At 46.1% G+C, this 16,191-nt stretch carries 14 protein-coding genes and 1 tRNA gene; 10 read left to right on the top strand and 5 right to left on the bottom strand.

What is annotated here, in order from left to right; all coding sequences use genetic code 11:
* Window positions 1–7 precede the first annotated feature (7 nt).
* Window positions 8–1,306: an O-antigen ligase family protein gene (locus N39L_RS06855; protein ID WP_014274717.1), complete on the top strand. Its 1,299-nt coding sequence runs from the start codon at window positions 8–10 to the stop codon at window positions 1,304–1,306.
* Here the strand turns inward: N39L_RS06855 and N39L_RS06850 are convergent.
* From N39L_RS06850 to N39L_RS06840, 3 genes are all read right to left on the bottom strand, one after another.
* Complete coding sequence (locus N39L_RS06850; RefSeq protein WP_006618901.1) at window positions 1,296–1,721, bottom strand: hypothetical protein; 426 nt, start codon at window positions 1,719–1,721, stop codon at window positions 1,296–1,298. The genes N39L_RS06855 and N39L_RS06850 overlap by 11 nt on opposite strands.
* A gap of 116 nt (window positions 1,722–1,837) precedes the next feature.
* Entirely contained in the window at window positions 1,838–3,451 is a 1,614-nt protein-coding gene (murJ, locus tag N39L_RS06845) for a murein biosynthesis integral membrane protein MurJ (protein WP_014274716.1), read from the bottom strand.
* 56 nt (window positions 3,452–3,507) lie between these two features.
* Entirely contained in the window at window positions 3,508–3,897 is a 390-nt protein-coding gene (locus N39L_RS06840) for a VOC family protein (protein WP_014274715.1), read from the bottom strand.
* A 130-nt stretch (window positions 3,898–4,027) separates the two neighbouring features.
* On the opposite strand from N39L_RS06840, the gene tftA reads away from it, so the two are divergent.
* The 3 genes from tftA (at window position 4,028) to N39L_RS06825 (ending at window position 8,043) form a co-directional block, all read left to right on the top strand.
* Window positions 4,028–5,389 carry a hormogonium tapered terminus morphoprotein TftA gene (gene tftA, locus N39L_RS06835; RefSeq protein ID WP_006618898.1) on the top strand — a complete coding sequence of 454 codons (1,362 nt, stop codon included), beginning with the start codon at window positions 4,028–4,030 and terminating at the stop codon, window positions 5,387–5,389.
* Window positions 5,390–5,392: 3 nt separating this feature from the next.
* Window positions 5,393–6,790 (top strand): 2-succinylbenzoate--CoA ligase, encoded by a 1,398-nt coding sequence (locus N39L_RS06830; protein ID WP_014274714.1) that lies wholly within the window; start codon window positions 5,393–5,395, stop codon window positions 6,788–6,790.
* Between the two features lie 494 nt (window positions 6,791–7,284).
* A complete protein-coding gene (locus N39L_RS06825; protein ID WP_006618896.1) occupies window positions 7,285–8,043 on the top strand; it encodes an LmeA family phospholipid-binding protein in 759 nt (252 codons plus the stop codon).
* An 86-nt stretch (window positions 8,044–8,129) separates the two neighbouring features.
* Here the strand turns inward: N39L_RS06825 and psb35 are convergent, their stop codons facing one another.
* Window positions 8,130–8,297 (bottom strand): photosystem II assembly protein Psb35, encoded by a 168-nt coding sequence (gene psb35 / locus N39L_RS06820; protein ID WP_006618895.1) that lies wholly within the window; start codon window positions 8,295–8,297, stop codon window positions 8,130–8,132.
* 130 nt (window positions 8,298–8,427) lie between these two features.
* Here psb35 and N39L_RS06815 point away from each other — a divergent pair, with 130 nt between their 5' ends.
* On the top strand, window positions 8,428–11,337 hold the full coding sequence (locus N39L_RS06815; RefSeq protein ID WP_014274711.1) for a glycerol-3-phosphate acyltransferase: 2,910 nt from the start codon (window positions 8,428–8,430) through the stop codon (window positions 11,335–11,337).
* A gap of 1,155 nt (window positions 11,338–12,492) precedes the next feature.
* On the opposite strand, the gene N39L_RS06810 is transcribed toward N39L_RS06815, so the two are convergent.
* Window positions 12,493–12,566: transfer RNA gene (locus N39L_RS06810), tRNA-Arg, on the bottom strand.
* A gap of 62 nt (window positions 12,567–12,628) precedes the next feature.
* Here N39L_RS06810 and moaC point away from each other — a divergent pair.
* From moaC to N39L_RS06785, 5 genes are all read left to right on the top strand, one after another.
* A complete protein-coding gene (gene moaC / locus N39L_RS06805) occupies window positions 12,629–13,153 on the top strand; it encodes a cyclic pyranopterin monophosphate synthase MoaC (RefSeq protein WP_014274710.1) in 525 nt (174 codons plus the stop codon).
* A gap of 43 nt (window positions 13,154–13,196) precedes the next feature.
* Complete coding sequence (locus N39L_RS06800; RefSeq protein WP_014274709.1) at window positions 13,197–14,393, top strand: NAD(P)/FAD-dependent oxidoreductase; 1,197 nt, start codon at window positions 13,197–13,199, stop codon at window positions 14,391–14,393.
* A complete protein-coding gene (locus tag N39L_RS06795) occupies window positions 14,394–15,119 on the top strand; it encodes an HAD-IA family hydrolase (protein WP_043468093.1) in 726 nt (241 codons plus the stop codon). It abuts the gene before it with no gap.
* A 144-nt stretch (window positions 15,120–15,263) separates the two neighbouring features.
* A complete protein-coding gene (locus tag N39L_RS06790; protein ID WP_006617068.1) occupies window positions 15,264–15,701 on the top strand; it encodes a tetratricopeptide repeat protein in 438 nt (145 codons plus the stop codon).
* A gap of 17 nt (window positions 15,702–15,718) precedes the next feature.
* Window positions 15,719–16,186, top strand: coding sequence for a DUF29 domain-containing protein (locus N39L_RS06785; protein ID WP_006617067.1), 468 nt, complete (start codon window positions 15,719–15,721; stop codon window positions 16,184–16,186).
* Window positions 16,187–16,191 lie beyond the last annotated feature (5 nt).

Genomic DNA, 16,191 nt, shown 5'->3' with positions numbered 1-16,191 from the left:
GTTTTATATGACCGGGAAGTGGTTTAAAACTCACAGCGATCGCTCTTTACAAACTGCCTGGAATTGCATACAGTTGGGAGCATTAGCCTTGCCCCTATTCCCGAATTTAGGGGCTATTGCCATCTTTGTAGCCGTCATTACTACCCTTAAACACAGATATCAACAGATACTTAATCTACCTAAAATCCGAGGCTTATTAGGATTAGCGGGACTGTTACTGTTAACCGTTATTTTTGCCGAAAATCCCGTTGATGCCATTTTGGGCACTGCTAATTTTATCCCCTATTTTATCGTCTTTGCTGCCTTAGCCATCGTCCTAGAGAATTTGGCACAACTTCGATGGCTGTCTTGGTTATTGATTTTACCAGGAATTCCTATTGTAATTTTAGGCTTAGGACAGCAATTTCTGGGTTGGTCTGGTATTGAAATATTACACAGCGTTATCGGCTGGGTATTAGCACCAGGAGGAAACCCACCAGGGCGGATGGCTTCTGTCTTCATGTATGCGAATATTTTGGCTGCTTATTTAGTCATTGTTTTCGCCTTGGCTTTGGGTTTGCTAGTCGCAGAATTGGGATTAATAACTGATATTAATCCCGACAAAAATAGGCTTTTAAATAATGTTAATCCTGGGTTTTTTCTGGTAATTGCTGCTACCACAACTATATTTTCTGGGTTGGGTTTAATTGTCACTAACTCCCGTAATGCTTGGGTTGTGGCGGTTTGTATTAGTTTAGCATACGCCATATATTTGGGTTGGAATTGGTTGTTAGGGTTGGTCGGGGTAGTCGTGGCTGCGGTGTTAGGGGCGGCTTTTGCACCTTCTCCTATTCGGGATGGTTTACGGGTAATTATTCCTGGTTATTTTTGGCAAAGATTAACCGATGAAAACTTCGATCGCCCCCTAGAAACTCTCAGGATAACTCAGTGGCGATTTACTTGGGAAATGACCCGACAACGACCAATGACCGGCTGGGGTTTGCGAAATTTTACCCCCGTTTATGAAGCTCAAATGAATGTTTGGATGGGACACCCTCACAGTCTACCATTAATGATGATGGCGGAAGTGGGTATTCCCATAACTATAGCTTTTTGGGCTGGGGTGGGATGGGTATTATTAGATGGTGTTAAATTGATGAAGGCAGGGAGTTTGACTAAAGGCGATCGCTTGGTTTTATTTAGTTATATCGTAGCATTTGGGGCCTGTGTTTTATTTAATTTAGTCGATGTCACCATCTTTGATTTTCGGGTTAATCTGTTAGGATGGTTACTGTTGGCCGGTATTTATGGCGTAACTAAGAATTAGTCTCCGCGCTTTTCTCTTCTGGGGAAGTCACAATTTCTTCAATTTGGTCTAAAGTCTTAATCACCAGTCGTTTCGCTTGTAGTTTCCATCCTAATTGCTGAATCGAAAAAGCCGCATAAAACCCCACCGCTGTAGCGATAAAATCCAGAGGCTGTGACCAGGAAATTCCGAACAATAAACCTAAGCCAGCAATTCCCCAAAATGGCAAAGCTACCATTTGCCGATTTTCTTCCACTAATTTCGCCAAAAAATTATTAGGTATTTCCGCCATAATTTCTTCGCGGATTTTATGCTGTTGGGGATAGGGGACTGCAAAGCTAAATTTACGGCGCAGTTTCTCCATTTTGCGCGCTTCTGTACTATACTCCGTTAATTCATCTTCTGCCATTAAAATCAGTTGTTCTTTTTGGCTCATGGTGGTTGTTTAACTCTCCGAAAATTTATGACCTCTCACCACCATAAACCCTGCCGGATATTTTGGCAACCGGGAAATATGATCACCCTCCCAAAAAGCCCTAGGATTCAAATCTCCTATTTTTGGAAGCGTTTTTTAACTCGGGAAACCAGTAAATCCACCTCCGGTAATTTCATCCGTGACACCCAAACAGCGAAGACTCCTAAACCAATAAATCCAGGAATAGACAGTTCCAATAATATGGCAAAAAATCCTCGGCTACCTAACCACTCCTCTAAGCCGAGACGAATTACCCAAGCCAATAAGCCGACGACTATGCTACCAGCCACCAAGCCGAGAAATGGCCGACTCCACTCTTTCCATGGTAAACCACCTAGGCGCAGATGCAATAACCATAACATCATCACCATAGAGATTAAGTTAACTCCCACGGTAGCCAAAACTAAACCGGGCGCACCGAAAGCATTAACTAAAATGTAGTCCAATAGTGCATTCAGGAAAATGTTAAAGATACTAACCCGAAAGGGAGTCTGTCCGTCTCCGAGACCGTAGAAGACTCTGACCAAAACATCTCGCCCCAGGTAGACAAACATTCCGCTACCATAGGCCATTAACACTAAAGCTACAAATTTCGAGGCGGCTAGGTCAAAGGCGTAGCGTTCATATACCACCCGCACAGAAGGCAATGCTAAGGCTACCATTAATGCACTCAAGGGTAACATGGTAATGGCAGTTAGGGTTAAAGCCTGACGGATACGGTCTTTTAATTCTGGCCAGTCGCTGGGGTCTCGCAAGCGGGAAAACAGGGGCAGGAATGGCACTAAAATCATGTTGGAAATGATGCCGAGGGGCGTTTGTACCATTAACCCGGAATAAGCCATGGCGGCGGCGGCTTGGGGTATGTAGGAGGCGAAAAATAGGTCTGTATAGACGTTAATTTGTAGCATCCCTGATGAGAGGGTGGCGGGAATCATTACTTTCATTACGTCTCGGACTCCCGACTGTCGGAAGTTGAAACGCAGCCGCAGTTTACCCAGTCCCGATCGCCACATGGCAGGAAGTTGTACTATCCACTGTAAGATAGCCCCAGATAGGGTTCCTCCGGCTAATACTAGCCCTCCTAACAGGGCGTATTCCGGTTGGGTGATACTTTCGCCCAAATATAGGGCGAGGGCGATTAAACTGCCAATCAGGGCGAGGCTGGAAAATAGGGGACTAATGGAGGGTAGCCAATACATATCGGCGGCGTTGAGGCTACCGAAGCCAATACCTATTAACCCAGATAAAAGGGCCATCGGGGCCATGATTTTGAGTTGCTGAATGGCGATCGCCCTAATTTCTATACCTTCTGGGGTCTGGCTTAGTCCTGGGGCGACTAGATCAATCATCGGGGTGGCAAAAATGATCAATCCCACCGTCACAAATAGCAAGATAGTCCCCACTAGGGTGGTGATCGTTTCTACTAGGGGTTCGATTTCTTCCCGCTTGCGTTTGGCTAAGGCGCTGACGATCGCACTATGGAAGGGGCCGTTAATGCCGCCTAATAAAATCAGCAGGAAGCCCGGAATTACATAGGCGTAGTTGTAAGCATCGATCGCCGGTCCTACTCCAAAGGCTGCAGCCATCGCCTGTTGTCTCACTAAGCCAAAGATTTTACTAATCAGAGTGGCTATGGCGACAATGGTGGCAATTCCCACCAGGGACCGGGTGACTTGTGGTGATTCTGACACAGAGTTTTAGGAAAGTAGGAATATATGGGACAGGGTTAATTAATAACTGTTAATTGTCAACTGTCAAGTTTGGGATTAGTTTGGGATTCGTATAAAATGATCCGGTTTCCGCAAGGATCATAAGCGTAAATTTCCCGACCGTGGGAGGCGGTGATAATTTCGCCCGGTGGCGGGTAGCCTAACTCGACCAAATTCTCGATCGCTTTTTCCAGGTAACATACCTGCAAGCATAAACTCATTGCGCCACCTGGGGAACTAAATTCTTGGCGATCGCCCCCTCTGGGTTCAAATATCCCTAATTGTAAACCTGGTAGTTGAAATTCCGCATACACTCCCTCAATATAGATATGGGGTCCCATCCCCAATAAATCACTATAAAATTGGCTAAGTTTGGCCAGATTAGGGGTCGAGATGGTGACAACGGCGGCGTGACAGTGTAAAACCATATTTGGACACTTGAAAACTGGGGGATTGATTACACTTGATCATCATAGTTACTTTTGGGATCAGGCGATCGGCGTAATCTAGTCTTAATATCATTGATGGCTGTCACTAGATAACTTAATTAATAGAACAATGACGCGAATTTTTATATCTGCTGGTCATGGAGGTTTTGAGAATGGCGTTAGAGACCCTGGTATTGTAGCCGGGGGAACTACTGAAGCTCAAGAAATGATCCGAATTCGAGATATATTATTATCAGAATTGCGTTCTCGTGGGGTTCAGGCTTTGGCGGTTCCTGATGATCTATCTCAGGTCCAAACTATTGACTGGATTAATACTTATTCCCATCGTGGTGATGTGGCGATTGAATTGCACACGGGAGGCTCTCCTAATCCTTCTAATCGAGGCGTTACTGTATTTCATATAGCATATAATTCTCAACGTAAAAAAGATGCCGAATTGATTCTCTGGTCCTTATTGCGGCGGGTTCCTCAGTTTCCCAGTCGTGGCGCTAAACCGGACACGGAAACCGGACTCGGACATTTGATTTTTTGCCGGTGGATTGCTATACCTTCCTTATATATAGAAATCGGTTATTTGACTAATCCTAATGACCGGAATATTTTACAAAGCCGCCGCGCAGATATCGCTACCGGTCTGGCTGATGGTCTGGTGGCTTGGGTGAAAAGTGAACATATTAATCCCACTCCTCCTTTACCCCCAGGAAATCGGGTTTATGGTTCGATTGGGATTAGAATTAATGGTCAGGTTTATGGGGAAAGGGGACTTTTGGTTAATGGTAATTCTTATATACCTATGGATTTGGTAGACCGCCTAGGAATTGACTTAACCCAATTGGCTAGGGTGATTCGGATTCGATATAATAATATTGTTTATATTAAGGCGATCGACTTGCGGAATTTTGGCATTGCTGTCAGTTGGGATAATCCTAATCGCACGGTGGTTTTACGGTCGATTTCTCGACTCTATAACGACCAAATCGATCGCATTATGGGGGGAGGATATACCACGGAAGTACAAATGATTGTATTTCTGAAGTCGGAAAATCCTGATGCGCCTAATCAGTTTCCCGAAATTGCCAAATTATATCGCCGTGAGGCTATGGTGGAAGGGGTTAATTATGATGTGGCTTTTTGTCAGATGTGTTTGGAGACGGATTTCCTCAAATTTGGCGGAATTGTTAAACCTTCAGACTATAATTTTGCCGGTTTGGGAACTGTTGGGGGTTCCTCAGAAATTGCGGCATTTGCTACTACTGAGGAAGGGGTTAGGGCACATATTCAACACCTGAAAGCCTACGCTACCCATGAACCTATTGTTCAGGAAATTGTAGACCCTCGTTTTGATTATATCACTAGGGGGGTCGCTCCCTCTGTGTTTTCTTTGGGAGGAAGATGGTCTGATGACCCTCAATATGGCGATCGCATTGTGGCTTTAGTCCGCCGACTTTATGAAATGTCTGGCTTGCTGTAATATATGGATTATCAAACATCTCCTAATTTGCCGGCTTTAAATATCCCTAACCCTGACAATTTTTTGATTGCTGAAAACGGGGATTTATTCCTAAACATTGCCCATCAACGTCTCAAGAAATTGATGAATTATTATCAAGAATATGGGAAAACAGCGACTATTTTAATCGCAGAACCTTATCCAGTCATATTTTTGGGGACATTTTGGGCAGGTATTATGGCTAACTGTTCCGTGATTTTAGCTAATCCCAATTGGGGTATTTATGAATGGGAACAGGTGTTTAATTCCATAGGTAACACCGATTTACAATTTGGAAATCTTCCCCATATTGCCAAGATTGATGATGTGGATAATCCCATAAATCAGAGGCGATCGCTTTTTCCGTCTGGGTCGATATTAATTCCTACAGGAGGTACATCAGGAACCATAAAATTTGCCGTTCATACCTGGGAAACCCTCACGGCTTCCGCCATAGGATTTCAACAGTATTTTGACAAATTCCAGATTAATAGTTTCTGTATCTTACCCCTATTTCATGTAAGCGGGTTAATGCAATTTGTGCGCTCGCTAATTACTGGGGGACAGTTGGTAATTTGGTCGGGGAAAAATTTAGAAAAAGGTGACTATCCTCAACTAGATATTTCCGATTTTTTTATTTCCCTAGTTCCCACCCAACTACACCGCCTTTTATACCATCCCCAAACCGCTAATTGGTTATCGAAATTTACCACCGTTTTATTAGGGGGAAGTCCCCCTTGGTTAGAATTGCTCAACCAAGCCAGACAACACCAAATTAGACTTTCTCCCACCTACGGAATGACCGAAACAGCCTCCGGGGTTGTCACCCTCAAACCTGATGATTTTTTAGCCGGAAACAATAGCAGCGGTCGCGTCCTTCCCCATGCTAAGGTCATGATTGTAGATCCACAGGGTCAACCGGTAAAATCTCCCGAAATTGGATTGATTAAAATTCAGGCTAATTCTCTCAGTTGGGGTCATGACACACACATAAATCAACCTAGACTCAGCCAGTTGGTAACTGATGATTTGGGATATTTTGATGATTGGGGATATTTAACCCTGGTGGGAAGACAGGGAGATAAAATTATTACTGGGGGTGAAAATGTTTTTCCCGTCGAAGTCGAAGCCGCTATTTTAGCTACGGGAATGGTGGCTGATGTTTGTGTGGTGGGAATTGGCGATCGCCACTGGGGAGAAGTAGTCACAGCGGTTTATGTTCCCCACTACCCCCCAGTATCTATTGAAATATTAGCCAATTCTTTAGGCGATCGTCTCAGTCGTTATAAACATCCCAAAAACTGGATCGCAGTTGATACATTACCCCGCAATGACCGAGGGAAAATTAACCGCAAATCGGTAATTCAACAAATCCAAAACTGATTTGATTTGGGATGATCAATTATTCCGATTTATGACTTGACAACATCGACCAAACCTGCTATAATTGCGCCCAGGAAAGCGCCCAAATATACCTGAGAATACGGGTCGAGGAAAATCCCAACCTTAACGAGGCAGATTTTTGTCTGCCTGGCGCGACTGTTTCCCTAAGTTATCGATCCATTCCAGCAGACGGCGCGACAGTTGCCAGTTGCGGTTCAAAATTTCATCGGAAGCCACAATAGCCCCCAGTAGCAGCGCTAGTGATAATATATCCATAAATCCCTGATACTTGCTAGATTCTACCGTTTGAGTGCTATTTGAGTGCTACTAAATTATTAGGATAGACTGTACAGTATGATTTTGTCAAGTGCAAAGCTGAAAAACCCTGTCTTATGTGGGATATAAGGGTTATATATGGAGACGATCGCGACAAAGTATTTAACATATCTTAAGATTCCGTTATAATAGCGGGCGATAGCAAGCGAGCAAAGGGAATGGTACAGGCTTTGTTTGGAAGCAGTCCGATTCAGGCCCCCAGTGGCGATCGCCTGGTCAGTAAAGTTGTCGGGGCAGCGATCGCCTCATTATTCAAACGTTCTGATCACATAGAAGCTAACGTCCGTGCCGAACCCGTGGCCAAGCTGTTACAGGGAAGCGTGGACGGATTTGACTTCATTGGCAAAGGAATGCTGATGTACAATGGTCTGCGGATCGCAGTGATGGAACTCTACCTAGAAGCAGTGGCGATCGACTTTAGCGCCATTTTTTCCGGTAAAGTCAAACTCCGACAACCCACAATGGCAGTCATGCGAGTAGTTTTGACCCAAGAAGATCTCACAGAATCCTTTAATACTCCCTTCATTGTAGACAAGTTACAACGTCTCCAGTATCAGGGCGAACCCCTAAAGTTTCAGAAAACCCAAATGGAGGTCAACCCAGACAATACCCTGGGGTTTCAGTCTCAGATCAGGATTGGCGACTCTCGGAGTTTAACCTGTGTAGACTTTTGCGCCCAGGTCGAAGTGCAAAAACGTCGGCATATTCAATTTGTCAACGTCCAATATAACGGAGACCAAGAGGCTGTCAACCTAGGTAAAGCCATGATTGATCACGTCAACAATTTACTTGATCTCGATAAGTTTGCCCTAGAAGGTACACAATTGCGGGTTGATCGGATGCGGATTCAGAATCAGTCCCTAATTTTTTACGGTTCAGCACAAATCAACCAATTTCCCCAAGGAAAAAGGGGTTAATCGTGAGTTGGTGGTCAGCACCGGGAAACTAGGGCCTAGACAATAGGCCCATCAGCAGTCAACTACCACCCACCGGATAGAGGGAGTTAGGATTTGGGATCATCCTTACCAACTTTAGGGATAAAATCGGGGCGATCCTTGCCTTCCCAACCGGGGGGTCGTTTAGAATTATACCAAGCGATCGAGCCAATACTCACGGCAGCAATAAAACCCACAACCAAGACAGCCGCCGGAATCCAAAGGGTATTTTCCATCATAGATATTTCCTTTCACTTCAGCAATGTATTAACTATTATCCTACCGGATCTAACAGCCTAGGAGTCTTTCAGATACATTTGGGGTTAAACTGCAATACATTGCGCGCACTTAGAGGAAAAATTCCCAATGCCACCTTGGGTTGCTGGATTACTGATGATTGTCGGTAGCTTTGTGTTAGGGGGACTTCCCCTAACCAGTTGGATTGTCAAAGGGTTAACTCGCATTGACTTAGCCAAGCAGGGTAGCGGTAACGTCGGGGTTGCGGCCGCTTTTACCCAAGCCGGGAGAGTCGCGGGTATTTTCGCTGCTGTAGCTGAAGCCCTCCGAGGTATTATCCCAGTAATTGCTGCCCGATCGCTATTTCCTAGTGAATGGGAACCCTTAGCCCTAATTTCCCTAGTTTTCCTGGTAGTCGGTCGATATGTGATCGCCAAAGGCGGCGGTGTCACCAATGCCACTTGGGGGGTGTTAGTCTATTCTCCCCCAGTTGCCATCTCCGCAGGGATTAGCGGCCTATTGCTGTGGCGGTTAGCCCTAACTATTTGGCCGAGTCAACCCACCCGCGCCCGACTGCGGGCTATGCGTTTCGCCTGTTTAAGTAGTCCGGTCTGGTTGGCCGCTTGGCATAGTCTCCCTGACCATCGTGATTTATCATTAGGAGAACTCCTAGCAGCGATCGCTTTAGCCTTGGTGTTGATTATTATTAACTTGCGCCAAGGTGATGATTTTGGCTTATTTATGAAACAGGAATTATTATCCTTAAATGACTCCCTAGATATTGATAGCTGTGGCGAAAAAGCCACCCGGCTTAGTCAACTCAAACAAGCCGGATTTAAAGTTCCTTCCGGCTGGGTTTTGCCCACTATAGGCAATCAAGAAATTTCCCGAGATAGCCAATCACAACATCAAGACGAAATCGACTATTTTGAACTACCCACACCGAGTTATAATTATCCTTTAATTGTCCGTTCTTCCGCCTTGGGAGAAGATGGAGATACCAGTTCCGCCGCCGGACAATATACCACCGTTGGTCCGATTACATCTGAGGCAGACTTGCGGTCAGCGATCGCCCGTTGTCGAGACTCCTACTGGAGCGCCGAAGCCAAAGCCTATCGCCACCAAAGAAATTTATCTAGTAACGGAATTGCGGTTTTAATTCAACCCTATATCAGCGCCCAGATATCTGGCGTCATGTTTACTCGGAATCCCTTAGATGGCGGTTCCCAAGTTGTGATTGAAGCCTTAGCTGGAGAGGGAGATGTGGTAGTTTCTGGGCAAAATACCCCCGTACATTTAGAAATAGACACCGCCACAGAAACGGCTACCTATGAGAGTTTAAATCAACTGGGAGATGATGGTTTATTATCGCGATCGCTACTAGGGGATTTAGTAGCCGAAGCACAGGCGATCGAAGCATTTTATCATGGTTTCCCCCAGGATATCGAATGGGTTTGGGATGGCGAACAAATTTGGATCTTGCAAACTCGACCCATTACCAACCTGCGACCAATTTGGACTAGGAAAATTGCCGCCGAGGTAATTCCGGGGGTAATTCCTCCCCTCACTTGGTCAATTAATCAGCCTTTGACCTGTGGAGTATGGGGGGAAATTTTTAGCATAGTTTTAGGGAAAAAAGCCACTAAACTAGACTTTAAAGAAACCGCCACCCTCTTGGGTTCCCACGCCTATTTTAATGCCACCCTGTTGGGGGAAATTTTTAGGATGATGGGATTACCGGAACAGGGTTTAGAGTTTCTGTTGCGGGGGGAAAATATGGGGAAACCACCCCTAAAAACTATGTTGGCTTCTGTGCCAGGTTTATGGTTATTGGTACAGAGAGAGTTGGCGCTAGTTCATGAATTTGAACGCGATCGCCAAAAGATTTTCGCTCCGGGTTTACAACGATTAGAAGCTGATAGTTATTATGAAACTCGCCTACCAAGTTCTCTGTCTTTACCACAGTTAATCCAACGAGTTGACCGCATTCAAGAACTACTGAAATCAGCGACTTATTACAATATATTAGGGCCCATTGGCTTGGCAATTCGGCGATCGCTTTTTCAAGTCCCAGAGGAATGGCTGCCCGTGGGTAATTCCCCCGAAGTCGCTTCGATGCGCGAGTTACAGAAAATTGCTGATCGCCTCCCGGAAGGGGAAAATTTACAGGTATTAGCAGAGCAGTTTTCTCAAAATTCGGAGTTGCAACAACAGTTTAAACAATGGTTGCGCGAGTATGGATATTTAAGTGAAGTTGGCACCGATATTTCCGTCGCCACTTGGTGGGAACAACCCCAGACATTTCGGCAGATGTTATTCACTATGGCGGAAAATCCAGCCAGTGGCACTAATCGCAATTTGGGGGGATTTAGTTTATGGCAAAAATGGCGGCTAAATCGTTGTTATAAACGAGCTATCATTAAGGGTGAAATCGCCGAGGTCTATGGGAAGTTATTAGCTCATTTACGCTGGACTTTCTTGGCAATTGAAGCGGCAGCCTTAGAGTCAGAAATCCTCACGCAACCGGGGGATATTTTCTTTTTGAAATTATCGGAAATTCGCAGTTGGATAGAGTCAGGAATTGATCCGCAATGGCGGGAAGTCGTCAAACGGCGGCGACAACAGCATGAATGCGATCGCGATCGCACCGTCCCTTCCGTGGTTTATGGGAATTTGTTACCCGAACCCAAACCAGAACCCCTCGAAGGCGCTTTACAGGGAATTCCCGCCAGTGTAGGCTCCGTGGAAGGCTATGTACAGGTTTGTCGGAATTTGGCGGAAGGCTTGGAAAATGGGATCGAAAAGCCCATTGTCGTAGTCCCCTATACTGATGCGGGTTGGGCTCCTTTACTCATGGGGGCGACAGCGATTATTTCTGAGGTGGGGGGTCAGTTATCCCATGGGGCGATCGTCGCCCGCGAATATGGCATTCCGGCGGTGATGAATGTCTCCCAAGCCATGTCCCGCCTCAAAACAGGTCAACGGGTCCGGGTAGACGGCTACCGGGGGACGATCGAGATTTTGGACAATTCCAATTAATAATTATCACCCTCGTAGGGTGCGTCAGAGGGATAACCTATCGGGTCAACCGCCAATTTTATTCATCTGACGCACCGCCCCTATCGTGGTCAAGAAACCCGGTTTCTCAATTCTCAATTATCGTTCGTAGGGTGCGTCAGAGAGATAACCTATCGGGTCAACGGCCAATTTTATGGCTCTGACGCACCACATTAATTATCGGGGGTGGGGCGGGTTTATTCAGATAGTCCTGGGGATGGAAAATTGACAGCCACAGAGGGGGGCGGGTTTATTCATATTGTCCTAGGGATGGAAAATTGACAGCCACAGAGGGGGGCGGGTTTATTCAGATAGTCCTAGGGATGGAAAATTGACAGCCACAGAGGGGGGCGGGTTTATTCATATTGTCCTGGGGATGGAAAATTGACAGCCACAGAGGGGGGCGGGTTTATTCATATTGTCCTGGGGATGGAAAATTGACAGCCACAGAGGGGGGCGGGTTTATTCATATTGTCCTAGGGATGGAAAATTGACAGCAGAACCCGCCCCTACAATTATCGCCGAGGTCAAGAAACCCGGTTTCTCAGTTCGTAGGGTGCGTCAGAGGGATAACCTATCGGGTCAACAGCCAATTTTATGGCTCTGACGCACCACATTAATTATCGGGGGTGGGGGGGGTTTATTCAGATAGTCCTGGGGATGGAAAATTGACAGCCACAGAGGGGGGCGGGTTTATTCATATGGTTGTAGGGATGGAAAATTGACAGCCACAGAGGGGGGCGGGTTTATTCATATCGTCCTGGGGATGGAAAATTGACAGCAGAACCCGCCCCTACAATTATCGCCGAGGTCAAGAAACCCGGTTTCTCAGTTCGTAGGGTGCGTCAGAGAGATAACCTATCGGGTCAACGGCCAATTTTATGGCTCTGACGCACCACATTAATTATCGGGGGTGGGGCGGGTTTATTAATATGGTTGTAGGGATGGAAAATTGACAGCCACAGAGGGGGGCGGGTTTATTCATATCGTCCTGGGGATGGAAAATTGATAGCAGAACCCGCCCCTACAATTATCAATTAATAATTATCAATCTGGGGATGGAAATACGATCGCCACAGTGCGACTATCGGGTTGAGTTTCCCGATAATCGCCGTTATAATAAGAGTTGAGAGAAAACGGGCTAGGAGGGATTCGAACCCCCGACACCGTGGTCCGTAGCCACGTGCTCTAGTCCACTGAGCTACAAGCCCCCGTTGGCGTTAAACTTAGACTTGTTTCACCGCCATTTAAGATAATAACACACTTTCCGAAAATGACAAGCAATTCTTCAGAAAATTCTCCCCAATCCTTAACCCACCTTGATTATAGGGGAGAAGCGCAGATGGTGGATGTGTCAGAGAAGGCCAAAACTCGACGGGTGGCGATCGCCAGTGGATGGGTGAAAATGCTTCCGGAAACCCTAAAAGCGATCGAATTGGGAAACGCACCCAAAGGAGATGTTTTGGGAACCGCCAAAATTGCCGGAATTATGGCCGCCAAACAAACGGCCCAATTAATCCCCCTGTGTCATCCACTCCCCCTAGCTAAAATAGATGTTAAATTCACCGCCGACCCCCAACTCCCAGGTTATCAAATCCGCGCCGAAGCCATAACCATCGCCGAAACCGGGGTAGAAATGGAAGCCCTAACCGCCGTTTCCATCGCCGCCTTAACCCTCTATGACATGGCCAAAGCCCTAGATAAATCCATGGAAATTGGCTCAATTCATCTGTTGAGTAAAACGGGGGGAAAATCAGGATATTATCAGCAGCCATTGTCCCAGCCACTGCCGAAATAGCGATCGCCTTGCTATCCTAGAAGCGATACCTACTCCCAAACCTATGACAGAACAACGAACTCGCATTTGCATTCTCGGCGGTGGCTTCGGTGGGCTATATACCGCCCTACGTTTGACCCAGTTACCGTGGCTACCCACACAAAGCCCGGAAATTACTATAGTTGACTCCAGAGACCGCTTTGTGTTTGCGCCCCTACTGTATGAACTGGTGACCGGAGAACTCCAAGCCTGGGAAATTGCCCCACCCTTTCAACAACTCCTGCAAGACACACCAATTCGGTTTATTCAGGGAACTGTTGCCGATATTGATATTACCGCCCAACAGGTGCAATTACAAGATGGTCAATTTCTCGATTACGATCGCCTAGTCTTAGCCATGGGAGGAGAAACCCCCCTTGATATCGTACCAGGGGCTCAACAATACGCCATACCTTTTCGTCGGGTGGAGGATGCTTATCGTTTACAACAACGTCTGCGCCTCCTGGAAGCCTCGGACGCGGAAAAAATTAGAGTAGCCATCATTGGCGGCGGTTATAGTGGTGTAGAATTAGCCTGTAAATTAGCGGAAAGACTCGGAAAACGCGGGCGTTTGCGCCTCGTGGACAGAGGAGAAGAAATCCTCAAATCTGCCCCCGACTTTAACCGGGAAGCTGCTCAAAAAGCTCTATCAGAACGACAGGTTTGGCTGGATTTAGAAACTACGGTTAAATCCCTAGATGCCGAAAGTATTACCCTCGAATATCGCGACCAGGTAGATACTTTACCCGTTGATATTGTTATGTGGACTGTGGGAACCCAGACCCCCGATATAGTGCGATCGCTTCCCCTGAAACAAAACAGCGAACATCAAATCATCATCAATCCCAAATTACAAGTCATTGAACACCCCGAAATATTCGCCCTGGGAGACCTCGCCGACTCCCATGATGCGGAAGGCAAAAAAGTTCCCAAAACCGCCCAAGCTGCCTTTCAACAAGCGGATTATGCGGGCTGGAATCTGTGGGCATCTTTAACCGGAAGACCCCTGCTATCTTTCCATTATCAAGCCCTCGGAGAAATGATGACTTTAGGGAAAGATAACGCCACTCTCACAGGTTTAGGAATTAAACTCGATGGACAGTTAGCCCATGTCGCCCGCCGCCTCATTTATCTGTATCGTTTACCGACCTGGGAACATCAAATGCGCGTAGCCTTTAACTGGATAAGTCGCCCTTTTCAAGAGTTAATGATCAATAAATAAATACCGATGATAAATCCTAGCCCTCTCTCGCCTAAATTAATCTTACTAGATGCAGTGGGAACCCTCTTTGGTGTCCGAGAAACTGTGGGTGATGTTTACGGCAAAATTGCCCAAAAATGGGGAGTTAACGTCTGTGCCAAAACCCTTAATCAGGCATTTTATCAGAGTTTTAGCGCCGCTACACCTATGGCTTTTCCGGGCGCAGATATGGCGGAAATTCCCCAATTAGAACTAGCCTGGTGGCGCGATATTGCCGCCGAAAGTTTTAAGGCTGTGGGAGTTTTTCAGGAGTTTTCGGACTTCCCCAAGTTTTTTGAGCAACTTTACCAAGAGTTTGCTACGGCTGAACCTTGGGTGGTTTATCCTGATGTAATTCCCACCTTGACAAAGTGGCGAAATTGTGGTATAGAATTGGGAGTTTTATCTAACTTTGATTCCCGGTTATATCCAGTGTTAGAAGTTTTGGGTTTAGGGGGATTTTTCTCGACGGTGACGATTTCTACAGAAGTTGGCGCGGCAAAACCTGACCCCAAAATTTTTGCGGTAGCACTAGAAAAATACGATTTTCAGCCAGGAGAAGTTTTGCATATTGGGGACAGTTTTACGGCGGACTATCAGGGTGCAAAATCAGCGGGAATAGCGGGAGTATTAGTAGAGCGAGATACTCCCTCAACGCCAGATAAAGCCTCCTATTCTACCTTAGCAGAGATTGAGGTGACTAGCTAGATGATATGACCCCCTCCCGCAGGCTTAAACCAGGCGCTAAAACACGATCGCTAAATGACACCCACCTGATCGCAATAGCGCTCAAGTTGGGTAAGATGATTATATATGGGTTTATGTGACCTGGTTTAGGGAGGTATTGAGAAAATGGGAACTGTCGAAAATTCCGATTCTCTGAGAAAACACTACGGAGAGGCGATCGCTCGCCGCATGGAGCGCCGCAAAAAACTACAGAAGGTGATGATGTTCATTTCGACGGCAGCTTTTCTGGGGATGATGTCTTCGGGTTTGGGTGCAATGTTTCGCAGTAATTCCCAGTCCTCAGAAGTCAACCAAGCGGAGGAAGCTGCTACAATTATATCACAGTTAGAACGCCAAGAACGTGGTTATCAGTCTGTTTTGCAGCGGGAACCGGAAAATCAAACAGCTTTGGAAGGGTTGGTGATGGTTCGCTTGGAACAAAATCAACTGGAAGAGGCGATCGCACCTTTGGAAAAGTTAGTTAATTTATATCCCGATGTTGAGGATTATCAAAACCTCTTAAAACAGTTAAAAACTGATACACAGCCAGCGGTTGCAGATTAGTTAATATCTGGCTACTCATGAATCAACTCAGCGACGAAGCGAGCTTATATGATAGGGACTATCATCTTTGGGTTCTGGCAACGGTTAAACACCTAGAAACAGGCGATTTTGAGGCTCTGGATTTGGAGAACTTAATCGCGGAAATTCTAGGCTTGGCTGCGATGGACAAAAGAGAGTTAAGGAATCTTTTAAGGCTGTCATTTGAGCATTTGCTAATGTGGCAATACTGGGAGGCTGAAACGGAAAGAAATCGAGGCTATTGGCTGGGAGAAATTGCCAATTTTCTGATGGAAATCAGAGGGATACTAATGGATAGTCCTAGCCTAAAAAATTACCTATCAGAAATCTTTGATGATTGTTACGAAGATGCCTTAAAAATTGTGGTGGCTAAAACGCAACTCCCCCTAGATACTTTCCCGGAAAAGGCGATCGCCAACTTAGACGAGGTGTTAGATGAAAATTGGTTTCCTCCGGTGAGTAAGTAGTAATT

The organism is Limnospira platensis NIES-39 (assembly GCF_026000695.1).
Lineage (GTDB): Bacteria > Cyanobacteriota > Cyanobacteriia > Cyanobacteriales > Microcoleaceae > Limnospira > Limnospira platensis.
Note: the sequence above shows the minus strand (reverse complement) of the source record. Positions and strands in the feature narration are given on the sequence as shown.

What these genes read in the sequence shown, in the direction of transcription:
- N39L_RS06825 (WP_006618896.1), top strand. Translation starts at nt 7,285, where the DNA reads ATGGTACAGGCTTTGTTTGGAAGCAGTCCGATTCAGGCCCCCAGTGGC.
- N39L_RS06800 (WP_014274709.1), top strand. Translation starts at nt 13,197, where the DNA reads ATGACAGAACAACGAACTCGCATTTGCATTCTCGGCGGTGGCTTCGGT.
- N39L_RS06815 (WP_014274711.1), top strand. Translation starts at nt 8,428, where the DNA reads ATGCCACCTTGGGTTGCTGGATTACTGATGATTGTCGGTAGCTTTGTG.
- N39L_RS06790 (WP_006617068.1), top strand. Translation starts at nt 15,264, where the DNA reads ATGGGAACTGTCGAAAATTCCGATTCTCTGAGAAAACACTACGGAGAG.
- psb35 (WP_006618895.1), bottom strand. Translation starts at nt 8,297, where the DNA reads ATGGAAAATACCCTTTGGATTCCGGCGGCTGTCTTGGTTGTGGGTTTT.
- N39L_RS06840 (WP_014274715.1), bottom strand. Translation starts at nt 3,897, where the DNA reads ATGGTTTTACACTGTCACGCCGCCGTTGTCACCATCTCGACCCCTAAT.
- N39L_RS06785 (WP_006617067.1), top strand. Translation starts at nt 15,719, where the DNA reads ATGAATCAACTCAGCGACGAAGCGAGCTTATATGATAGGGACTATCAT.
- moaC (WP_014274710.1), top strand. Translation starts at nt 12,629, where the DNA reads ATGACAAGCAATTCTTCAGAAAATTCTCCCCAATCCTTAACCCACCTT.
- N39L_RS06855 (WP_014274717.1), top strand. Translation starts at nt 8, where the DNA reads ATGACCGGGAAGTGGTTTAAAACTCACAGCGATCGCTCTTTACAAACT.
- N39L_RS06850 (WP_006618901.1), bottom strand. Translation starts at nt 1,721, where the DNA reads ATGAGCCAAAAAGAACAACTGATTTTAATGGCAGAAGATGAATTAACG.
- tftA (WP_006618898.1), top strand. Translation starts at nt 4,028, where the DNA reads ATGACGCGAATTTTTATATCTGCTGGTCATGGAGGTTTTGAGAATGGC.
- N39L_RS06830 (WP_014274714.1), top strand. Translation starts at nt 5,393, where the DNA reads ATGGATTATCAAACATCTCCTAATTTGCCGGCTTTAAATATCCCTAAC.